Annotated in this window: 10 protein-coding genes; 5 read left to right on the forward strand and 5 right to left on the reverse strand. The window is 45.6% G+C overall.

Annotated features, from left to right (window positions below; genetic code table 11):
* The first annotated feature begins 223 nt into the window (after positions 1–223).
* Positions 224–895, forward strand: coding sequence for a DUF2057 domain-containing protein (locus tag IQR33_RS31590; protein WP_017634411.1), 672 nt, complete (start codon positions 224–226; stop codon positions 893–895).
* Positions 896–954: 59 nt separating this feature from the next.
* Here the strand turns inward: IQR33_RS31590 and IQR33_RS31595 are convergent, their stop codons facing one another.
* Both IQR33_RS31595 and IQR33_RS31600 read right to left on the reverse strand, forming a co-directional pair.
* A complete protein-coding gene (locus tag IQR33_RS31595; protein ID WP_005374936.1) occupies positions 955–1,401 on the reverse strand; it encodes an RDD family protein in 447 nt (148 codons plus the stop codon).
* A 180-nt stretch (positions 1,402–1,581) separates the two neighbouring features.
* The gene (locus IQR33_RS31600) at positions 1,582–2,346 is read right to left on the reverse strand and encodes a ferredoxin--NADP reductase (RefSeq protein ID WP_005374935.1); all 765 of its coding nucleotides are present in this window, start codon (positions 2,344–2,346) and stop codon (positions 1,582–1,584) included.
* A 210-nt stretch (positions 2,347–2,556) separates the two neighbouring features.
* On the opposite strand from IQR33_RS31600, the gene IQR33_RS31605 reads away from it, so the two are divergent.
* Positions 2,557–3,009, forward strand: coding sequence for an acyl-CoA thioesterase (locus IQR33_RS31605; RefSeq protein ID WP_005374933.1), 453 nt, complete (start codon positions 2,557–2,559; stop codon positions 3,007–3,009).
* A gap of 1,049 nt (positions 3,010–4,058) precedes the next feature.
* Here the strand turns inward: IQR33_RS31605 and IQR33_RS31610 are convergent.
* Positions 4,059–4,277, reverse strand: a complete 219-nt coding sequence (locus tag IQR33_RS31610) for a VF530 family DNA-binding protein (protein ID WP_005374929.1) — start codon at positions 4,275–4,277, stop codon at positions 4,059–4,061.
* 132 nt (positions 4,278–4,409) lie between these two features.
* Between IQR33_RS31610 and IQR33_RS31615 the strand changes: the two genes are divergently transcribed.
* On the forward strand, positions 4,410–5,333 hold the full coding sequence (locus tag IQR33_RS31615) for a LysR family transcriptional regulator (protein ID WP_025768616.1): 924 nt from the start codon (positions 4,410–4,412) through the stop codon (positions 5,331–5,333).
* On the opposite strand, the gene IQR33_RS31620 is transcribed toward IQR33_RS31615, so the two are convergent.
* Together IQR33_RS31620 and IQR33_RS31625 are read right to left on the reverse strand one after the other, a co-directional pair.
* Complete coding sequence (locus tag IQR33_RS31620; RefSeq protein ID WP_054576585.1) at positions 5,330–5,620, reverse strand: putative quinol monooxygenase; 291 nt, start codon at positions 5,618–5,620, stop codon at positions 5,330–5,332. The two genes, IQR33_RS31615 and IQR33_RS31620, sit on opposite strands and share 4 nt — an antisense overlap.
* A gap of 69 nt (positions 5,621–5,689) precedes the next feature.
* Positions 5,690–6,343, reverse strand: a complete 654-nt coding sequence (locus IQR33_RS31625; protein ID WP_054576584.1) for an oxygen-insensitive NAD(P)H-dependent nitroreductase NfsB — start codon at positions 6,341–6,343, stop codon at positions 5,690–5,692.
* A 167-nt stretch (positions 6,344–6,510) separates the two neighbouring features.
* On the opposite strand from IQR33_RS31625, the gene IQR33_RS31630 reads away from it, so the two are divergent.
* Both IQR33_RS31630 and IQR33_RS31635 read left to right on the forward strand, forming a co-directional pair.
* The gene (locus IQR33_RS31630; protein WP_193837785.1) at positions 6,511–7,974 is read left to right on the forward strand and encodes a helix-turn-helix transcriptional regulator; all 1,464 of its coding nucleotides are present in this window, start codon (positions 6,511–6,513) and stop codon (positions 7,972–7,974) included.
* A 129-nt stretch (positions 7,975–8,103) separates the two neighbouring features.
* On the forward strand, positions 8,104–9,995 hold a 1,892-nt coding region (locus IQR33_RS31635), incomplete at its 3' end, for an alpha-amylase family glycosyl hydrolase (protein WP_322631814.1).

The raw sequence follows: 9,995 nt of genomic DNA on the forward strand, positions 1-9,995 counted from the left end.
CATTTAATAAATCAATAAGTTAGAAAGAAATTTAATCCATAACTTATGATATCAAACCGCTGCATTTCAGCGGTTTGATTCTATTTGGATCACAGTTTCGTCGTAATAAATGCGATAAAAATGACGTTCTTGTTAAATTTTCATACTTATTACACTTGGGAGTTGCAATCGGGCAATGAACGATGCACTCTCGATGACCACTAATTTGCTTAGGATAAAAACAATGAAATTGATCAAGCCTTTAACTTGTGCGCTTGCTCTCGCAATGAGTGGCATGGCATTCGCAGATGTAACCGTGAGTGTTCCTGACAACGTTTCAGTATTAGCGGCTAACGGTGAAAAAGCAGATCTTTCGGGTGGTTTTTTCGCCTCTGAAAGAACACTGACGTTACCTGATGGCCTTAACCAAGTCGTATTTCGTTTCGCCCCTTACTTCAACCAAGGTAATGACCGTTTAAGTGTTGAAAGCGATGTTATCGTTACACGATTTGACGCGACCAATGCCGAACTCACTCTACAAATGCCAGAATACCGCAACCTACGTGATGCGGAAGAGAAGATCAAAGACTTAGATTGGAAACTGGTTGATGATTCTGGCAACGCAATCGCGGTTGACCAGGACAAGTTGCTCAAACCGGGTATGCAAATCGGTCGTGATTACGTGCGTGAAATCGAAGATTATAACCAAGCTGGCGGTGCAGCAGCCGTGGCTTTTGCTGGCGCAGCAACCATGCAGCCAGTCACGCTTCCTGCAAAGGTTCCTGCGGATATGAAGCAAGTGAGAGCAACTGCGGTTAAAGCGGATTCGACAGCTGAAGAGATGCTGCACTTCTGGTACCAAAAAGCAGACGCAGAAACCAAAGCTCGCTTTAAGAAATATGTTAATCAACAGTAAATCTGGTTAACTTTATCGATATTAAAAAAGCCACTTCACGTGGCTTTTTTGATCAAAAATTAGGAAGCTTGGACAACTTTAGTATTGGCGATCAAGTCATGCAACAATCGTCGCTCCGGATGAAAGAACAACAATGCCAAATTTACCAACGGGATCCCCGGAATGAGCATCTCCAGCAAGTAGCTAATAACAAGCCTTAACCCTGCTGTAACTTTCGTTGCCTTACTATCATTTTTCATTACAACTTTAATACCAATCATGCGCATACCAATGGTTTGCCCATGACTCAATGCATTCCAGTTGATCATTAAAACCGTTGGTAAAGAAAGCAAGTAAAACGCCTGAGTTTCACGAACAAGCGTGAGGTTATCTGCTAAAGAGAGCTGAAAGTCGTTAAGAAAAGAGTTAATACTCAATGCGATGATTAACACGACCACCATCGCAAAGAGCAGGTCGATAAAACCAGCAATGATTCTCTGTTGCTTGCTCGCGATAAAAGCATACATGGACTTCAGTCACCTCAATGTAATTGGTTAAGCGAGAATGACTGAGTGTACAGACGCGCAATGGTGAGCGCAGTTTAGGTATTGCCAACATAATATTCAACTAAGAACATACTAAATCGCGGTCGTATCTCAAAAGTAATCATTACATCTTGAGCATAACCGTATCAATTTAACAAAACGCTACCAGTAACGTTCGTAAATGATATTTCCCCCGGTTTGATGGCGATACTTTTCCAAGCCTAGCTCTTGTAAGACGGGCACGGTATCTTTGATCATTTGTGGATTCCCACACATCATGACAAAGCTACGCTGAGCTGAGAATGGCGCATCAGCGGCGTTGGACAGTAAACCCGATTCGATGAGTTCAGGAATTCGGCCTTGTAATTTACCATCAACCACTTCCCTGCTGACTATCGGTATATACTTTAATCTGCCTTCATATCGTTGCTGAAGCTGTTCAATTAGGTATTTATAAACCAGATCTTTTTCGAAACGAACGGCATGAACCAGCACAATGCGCTCATTGTGAGGCGGTAAGTTTATATCATCCAGCAGCGATAAAAACGGTCCAATCCCCGTACCTGTAGATAGCAGCCACAGGTCATGAGCCTGTTTAGGAATAGAATCATGGATTAAATCGCCATGTGCGGTGGCACCGACATAAATGCTATCACCAGATTTAAGCTTTTGGAGCCGTGGAGAAAGTTGTCCTTGAGGGTCGGCTACTATTAGAAATTCCAACCAATCGAATTGCTCGCTTGGCGCATTAACCACAGAGTAAGCACGGCTGATCGGCTTACCTTCATCATCAAGCAAAGCAAGCTTGGTGAATTGGCCAGCTTTAAATGAAAGAGGCGCGCCAGATATTCTCAAACTGAACAGCTCACCTGTCCAATCAATGCGTTTCTCAACTCTTGCGAGGTTGAAACCTTTGAGTTCAATCATGAGACACCTCCTATCTGGTTACTCTTAGTTAAACTTACGCCTTCAACTCGATTATGTAAAGTTTCTAGTTTACATAATCAAACCACTATTTCATTTCACATTTTAAAAACAATTTTATTACATATTAAATGATTACATCTAGAATAAATGCTCAAAGTGATAAGTCGCGTCGCAATTTGTGGCAAAGCAGATGAAAAAGGAGCAATAAAAATGGACACACTGTTAAAGGACTTTCCCGTTATCACAGAGATAAAAGTCGCATGGGGTGAAATGGATGCTCTGCAACACGTTAATAACGTGGTCTATTTTCGCTACTTCGAGACCGCACGTTTAGATTACTTCAACAAAATTAACCTGCTGGTCGACCTGCAGACCTCGCAAATTGGACCAGTACTGAGCGAGACTCAATGCCGCTACAAATTGCCTGTTACTTACCCAGACACGCTATTAGTCGGTTCTCGCGTAATCGACATGCAAGAAGATCGCATCACGATGGAGTACCAAGTGCTGAGTAAGAAGTGGGGTAAAATTGCGACCATCGCGACCGCCACTGGTGTGATGTTTGATTTTAAGAACAACGTTAAAGCTGCGATTCCAGATCACGTTCGCCAGTCGATTTTAGACTTGGAAGGAACCGTGGGTAGTACGCATCATTTGGAGTAGCAATAAACGAGAGATTAAAGGCGAGGTTCCCGACAGCGCTTCTTCATCGCTATCGGGAATGATGCTGAGGTACCATTCCAACTTACGCAATAAGAAAACTAGCGTCATTCTAATGAGCCTAAGTGAATCATTCGAAACCTCGCTAAACGTAACAGCAGCGCGACTCTTCCAGCCTACGCGATAAGAAAAGCTGCGTCATTCTAGCGAGCCATAGCGAGACTAAAAATCTACTTACCGCTTGCTGCAGACCATAGTGCCATGAATAAACTCAATACAATCTGAGGGTAGATTCTGAGTCACGCTCGTTCCTCGCTGTTCAGAATGACGGTTCGAGATTGGCTCTAACCCCTACAAAACCATCTAAAAAAGCGATTCCAGATAAACCTATGTGACCATCCGGAATCTCGCTTTAGACGCATCAGCAGAGCGATTCTTCCAGCCTACGCGATAAGAAAAGCTGCGTCATTCTAGCGAGACTAAGAATCTACTTGCCGCTTGCTGCAGACCATAGAACCATGAATAAACTCAATACAATCTGAGGGTAAATTCTGAATCACGCTCGTTCCTCTCGGTTCAGAATAACAGTTCGAGTTTGGCTCTGAGCTCTACAAAACCATCTAAAAAAACGATTCCAGACAAACCTAAGTAACCATCCGGAATCTCGCTTTAGACGCATCAGCAGCGCGACTCTTCCAGCCTACGCGATAAGAAAAGCTACGTCATTCTAGCGAGCCAAAGCGAGACTAAGAATCTACTTGCCGCTTGCTGCAGACCATAAAGCCATGAATAAACTCAATACAATCTGAAGGTAGATTCTGATTCACGCTCGTTCCTCGCAGTTCAGAATGACGGTTCGAGTTTGGCTCTGACCTCTACAAAACCATCTAAAAAAGCGATTCCAGATAAGCCTAAGTGACCATCCGGAAAATCGCTTTAGGCGTATCAGTGGAGCGACTCTTCCAGCCTACGCGACAAGAAAAGCTACGTCATTCTAGCGAGCCAAAGCGAGACTAAGAATCTACTTACCGCTGCTGCAGACCATAGAGCGGTTAGCAGAATGTCTCGATGTACAGCGCTTCCACCTTATCTCTGGCCCATTGCGTTTTACGCAGGAACTTCAGCGACGATTTGATTGAAGGATCTTTCTTGAAACAGTTCACACGAACGCGCTCATACATGCCATTCCAACCAAAGTGTTCAACTAGTCGGGTGACGATTTTCTCTAAACTCAACCCGTGAAGTGGGTTATTCGGCTGCTGTTGGCTCATGCTATTGATCCGGTAAAGTGAAGTTTCGCGCTAATCTAACTCAAACTCGCCGTGCAACCTAATGTTTTAACCTTGAATTGGCCTACGACTCTCCCCTATAGTAGCCCAAACTTCTTAAAAGCCCTTTTCATTATGAAAGCCCTCAACGACCTCAATATTTTTGTCGAAACCGCGCGCCAAGGCAGCTTTTCAAAAGCCGCTAACAGCATGGACATGACACCTGCCGCCATTAGCGCATCGATTAAGCGTCTTGAAGGGCAAATCGGTTTCCCACTGTTTGTGCGTTCCACCCGAAGCCTGCGTTTAACCTCAGAGGGCGAACTGTTTTTAGACAAAACCACGCAAGCGTTGGCAACATTGCAAGAGGGGTTGGATCAGATCTCAAGTGCGCGCGGGGAGTTGTCTGGTCAGCTGCACATTACTGCACCCTCCGATTTTGGTCGCAATATGTTGCTCGATTGGGTGGATGAGTTCATCGATCTCTACCCAAATGTTTCCATTAAACTAGAGCTGTCCGATAGCTTGACGGATATGTATACCAAGCCTGTCGATATTGCGATTCGCTACGGCGAACCGGCCGACTCCAATCTGGTCGTATTGGCATTGTGTGGGTCAAACGAACGGATATTATGTGCATCGCCAGAGTACGTAGCTACACATCCAGAACTCACCTCTCCTGCCGATTTAACGCAACACAATTGCTTGTGCTACATGGTCGCGGATTCGGTCTACAACAAATGGACGCTCACTCGTGGCAGCGAGAAAGAACAAATCGTGGTCAGCGGTAACTTGTTGAGCAACGATAGTGACTTGCCACACCGGTTAGCGATCAAAGGCAAAGGCATTGCGAATAAATCATTGATGGACATTAGCCGAGACTTAATCGAGGGAAGATTGGTACGAGTGTTACCAGAGTGGGATTGCGGCCCAGTGCCGCTCTACATGGTATGTGCCGATCGTCGATTATTGACGCCAACGATTCGGACTTTCCGCGACTTTATCCAACAAAAATGCTGCCAGCAACGCGCCAACGTGCTGGCAACCTTCTGTCATTAGGCGATAAATCGAAGAGGACGAATCTGGGTATATTCAACCCAATCATTCTCTTCCAATGTTTCAAGAAACGTCGCCATATGCGGGCTTTGCAAATGCTTATCCAAGGCCTCTTGCGATGCCCAGATTTCTTGGAACATAAATAGGCCATCAACTTTTTCGTCGAGATACAACTCGTATTGGCAACAGCCTTCTTCTTTGCGAGTTGGCTCTAGTAAACCAGAAAGCAAATTCGCCACCTGATCCTTACGGTCTGGATAGGCTTTCACTTCTGCGACTAAGTGGATCATCGTTTTATCACTCTTTTGCGATTTATATATTGATTACGGGGTTCTACGTCACCTGTAAGTAAGCTCGAATTAGATCTCGGTGAATACGGTTTCTGCGTCCCAGCGAGACTTTGGCGTTTTCGCGTTGAAGTCATCTTCCGCGTGGTAGCCAAGCGGCACGATCACAACGCTAGTGTAACCTTTTTCACGCAAGCCAAATTCTTCATCCAGCACTTTTGGCTCAAACCCTTCAATTGGCACTGCATCAATTTCTAACGTCGAAGCCCCCAACAGCAACGTACCCACGTTGAGGTAAACTTGTTTCTCCATCCAATGGTTCGCATCTTTCAGATCAAAACGGTGCATGTTCACAAAGTAGCTACGACCACCGCGTACAGCCGCTTTCGCTTCTTCAGTTGGGAATCGGCCATCTTTTTCTTCTTGCACCATTAGCGCTTCAATGTAGTCGTTATCAATGCCTGTTTTCGCACAAAACACCAATACGTGAGAAGCGTTGAGAATCTTCGCCGCGTTAAATGCGTAGTTCTCTTGCGCCGCTTTAGCGATGCGCTGTTTGCCTTCTTCTGTGCTTGCCAGAATGAAATGCCAAGGTTGAGAGTTCACACTCGATGGACTAAAACGAATCAGCTCTTTAACTGCATCGATTTTTTCTTGAGATAGCTTGCGCGTTGGGTCAAACACTTTCGTTGAGTAACGAGATTTTGCAGCTTGTACGATATCCATGAGGCTCTCCAATTAATGAGTTTAAGCTGAGTAACAGCATAACCTCATGAGATAAAGGGAAAAACCGATTTCGATTAAAAACATTTTCAAAATAAATTTGAAAATAAAACGATAAGAAAGGCTTTGAGCGTTCTCACTGAACTTCTTCATCTTTTCGGCAATAATGCATGTTTGCTCGCAACCAAACTCAACTCATGCTGCCTCAAGATAACGTTATTACATCCTTTCTGTGCAAAAAGCTCGGTCACAATCACCTTCGAATTGCCGGCGAATATTGGCACATTGAGAAGTTGGTGGCCTTGCAATGCATGATGTTGAAAGAAGCGCCTAACCTCCAAGAAGGGCTGCTTTGGTGGAGTAAAAGTGTCTCATTATTCGACCGCCGTTTGTACGTCACATTTCAACATGGTGATGCCCAAATCCATCTGCAAGTAGAATGCAGAACAGCCGATATGCCAAATTGGGCGGAGTCGGTGTTTGGCTTGCTCAAAATGCAGTTGGAGATGCTTGAGCTAAGCGAATCAATACAGGTACAAGTTCACGCCAACAATCCACTCACGGCCGATATTTTTCTAAAGGAAACGCGAGATTCTAAAACGAGTTCAAGCGTGTTTGAACTGGTGAAACATGTTTATTTGCTACTTTCTCACCAGCCAATTGAACAACCCGAATTGCTGAGTGTTTTGAACGCCTTGTTCATCAAAAACAGCAATTACGCGCTCAAGTTAGAGCAAGCGGCAAGGCAACTGGGCGTCTCCAAACGCACCTTGCAACGTCGACTGCAAGAGAAGCAAATGAGCTACTCTCAATGCGTTGATTTCGCTAAAAGAAAGCAAGCACTCACTTTGCTTGCCGACACCCAACTCACAACGCAGCAAATCGCCTATCAACTTGGTTATGAAGAACCTTCGAACTTTCACCGCACTTTTCGTCGTTGGTATCCGTTTTCACCCATGCAATATCGCCAGCAGTGCTTAGATAACCGCACTCATCTCAACAACCAACCCATCCGCTTGTACTACGCCAAAGCGAATACTTTAGCCGATAACGACATTGACCAACCCGTCGGTAAAATCTGGATGGAAGTGGATAATATTGCGTTTGAAAAAGTGGTCTCCGTTGAATGTCGAGACCGTGATGGCACGTGGCGTCGCTACCCAGCCTTCTTCGAGCGTTTTTTGAATAATGGCACCGAACTATGGGCGACAACAGAGCTTCCTGTCGCACATCCACTGACCTTTAGACTGTGTTATGAAGTCGATGGTGAGCGCTACATTGATAACAACCACCAGCGTGATTACGTGGTCTCCAAGGGGCTTTTAATTGGCGCAACGGAATACATTGTCCCGACAAAACAACTTATCCAACTCGGTACACAGTACACCTTGTTTGTGGAACTCGCATGTAGATTAAAAGACGTGGCGAAGATCGATTGCTACGTGGGTGATGCGCCAGCTCCGCACACAATGAGCCAAACTCAGAATGCAGAAGATTACACATGCTGGGCGCTACAACTTCCCCTCACCCAAACGGCTAAACAGTGTCGATTTCGACTCTATGATCATTCTGGTAATGAGTTAGCCAAAGACCATTACCCGATTCAATACCCAATTATGCAACCACTCAGTTAAATATGTAGCACAGTTCAAATTCAGCACTTCGTGACATCATTCCACGTCTTTTTTGGCGTGAGATGACACTCTCAATTTCAAACCTTTGCTTTATCGTTTCTGCATTGCTGCATAACGGAGGCAAAAACTGTGTTTGAAACTCTACCTAACCCAATGAATAAAATAAAAATACTTCCTTTAGCGATCGCTCTTGCTCTTTCTGGCTGTGGAAGCGACGAAACCACACCAGTCGATACAGGCAGCCACGTGGCATCTCCTGATTGGCAAGATCAAATCATTTACTTCCTGATGATCGACCGTTTTAACGACGGCGACAGCGCTCTTAATGATCAAGGGCAAAACGAATTCGATCCGACTTCGGATAAAAAATTTAGCGGCGGCGACCTCGTTGGTGTGAGTGATAAGTTAAGCTACATCGAAGATCTCGGTGCCACATCGATCTGGATTACTCCGCCAGTGGCAAACCAATGGTGGGATGCAGAACAAAACTACGGCGGCTACCACGGGTACTGGGCGCGCGATTTCCAAAAAGTGGATGAGCACTTTGGTGACATGGAAAGCTACCAAGCGTTAGCACGCGAAGTGCATGCGCGTAACATGTTCTTAATTCAGGACATCGTGACCAACCATGTAGGCAACTTCTTCACCTACGATGATCCTTACAGTTATGATCCAAGCCTACCTTGCCAAGGCTTCCGTTTGATTAAAAATACACTACCCGCCGGGCAAGAACTGCCGTACCCACTCAACATGAACGAGTGTAAAACAGACGGCACAGGCAGCTACCACTGGACACCAACCATCACCGACCACAACGATCCGGTACAAGAAAAAACCTGGCAGCTCTCTGATTTGGATGACCTTAATACGTCCGATCCTGAAGTACGCGCTTATCTAAAAGAGAGCTACCGAAAATGGATTCGCGAAGTCGGCGTCGACGGATTCCGTATCGATACGGTGAAGTTTGTTGAGCACGATTTCTGGAACGACTTCCTGCACGCCGACGATGGTGTGATGACTCAAGCGGTTGATACCGGTCGCGATAACTTCCTGACCTTTGGTGAAGTATTCGAAACATCTACGCCTTACCACACCGAAGGCGAAGAGAAGATGCTGACTTACATCGGTGAAAGTGGCTCGCCGAAACAGCTAACCTCGGAACTGAACTTCCCATTGCAAGCGACCATGACGCGCGTATTTGCATCAGGGCAACCGACCGACTATTTACGTTTCCGTCTTGAGAAAATGATGGACATGTTCCCAAATCCATACATCATGCCGAACTTCATTGATAACCACGATATGCCACGTTTTCTATCGCAAGGCAGTGTCAACGATATGAAGCAAGCTCTGATCACAATGATGGCGGTACCGGGCATCCCTGTGATTTACCAAGGTACAGAGCAAGCGATGTCAGCGGCGCGTGATGCGATGTTCGCCGGAGGGTACCGTGAAGATGGCAACTACGTAGACTCATTCGACCAAAACAGCGAGATGTACTTGTTCATCCAAGAGCTTGCTAAGTTACGTACCGAAAACAAAGTCATGACACGCGGCGAAATGAAAGTCATTGGCAGCGATAAAGCTGGTGCAGGTGTGTTCGCCTTTACCCGCACTTTGGATAACGACGAAGTCTTAGTGGTAATGAACACATCTAACTCCCCAATGTTGATGAACCAACTCGATGTAGAGCAAGCGGGCGGCACCGTCTTCCAACAACAAATCATGTCGAATTGGGCGGACGCTCCAGAGCAGTTAATCGCCGATGAAAACGGTCACGTAACCCTTGAGTTGCCAGCCAAATCAGCAGTGATTTACTCAAAAACAAGCAGCAATCAATCTGTAGATACCCCAGACCTCAACATCCAACTAGCGCAGGATTGGGAAGGACAAACCATCACTGGTGATATTGTTATCGCGGGTAGTGCGAACGCCAACGAGAAGTTGAACCTCGTCGTCGATGGTAACTTGGAAACAGCGCAAACCATTACTGTAGGTGCTGATGGTCAGTTTAGTGTCAC

The sequence above is a fragment of the Vibrio sp. OPT46 genome (assembly GCF_015163535.1).
GTDB classification, from domain to species: Bacteria; Pseudomonadota; Gammaproteobacteria; order Enterobacterales; family Vibrionaceae; genus Vibrio; species Vibrio alginolyticus.

Excerpts from the sequence above, each read along its gene's own strand:
- IQR33_RS31590 (WP_017634411.1), top strand. The coding sequence starts at position 224 with ATGAAATTGATCAAGCCTTTAACTTGTGCGCTTGCTCTCGCAATGAGT.
- IQR33_RS31595 (WP_005374936.1), bottom strand. The coding sequence starts at position 1,401 with ATGTATGCTTTTATCGCGAGCAAGCAACAGAGAATCATTGCTGGTTTT.
- IQR33_RS31600 (WP_005374935.1), bottom strand. The coding sequence starts at position 2,346 with ATGATTGAACTCAAAGGTTTCAACCTCGCAAGAGTTGAGAAACGCATT.
- IQR33_RS31605 (WP_005374933.1), top strand. The coding sequence starts at position 2,557 with ATGGACACACTGTTAAAGGACTTTCCCGTTATCACAGAGATAAAAGTC.
- IQR33_RS31610 (WP_005374929.1), bottom strand. The coding sequence starts at position 4,277 with ATGAGCCAACAGCAGCCGAATAACCCACTTCACGGGTTGAGTTTAGAG.
- IQR33_RS31615 (WP_025768616.1), top strand. The coding sequence starts at position 4,410 with ATGAAAGCCCTCAACGACCTCAATATTTTTGTCGAAACCGCGCGCCAA.
- IQR33_RS31620 (WP_054576585.1), bottom strand. The coding sequence starts at position 5,620 with ATGATCCACTTAGTCGCAGAAGTGAAAGCCTATCCAGACCGTAAGGAT.
- IQR33_RS31625 (WP_054576584.1), bottom strand. The coding sequence starts at position 6,343 with ATGGATATCGTACAAGCTGCAAAATCTCGTTACTCAACGAAAGTGTTT.
- IQR33_RS31630 (WP_193837785.1), top strand. The coding sequence starts at position 6,511 with ATGTTTGCTCGCAACCAAACTCAACTCATGCTGCCTCAAGATAACGTT.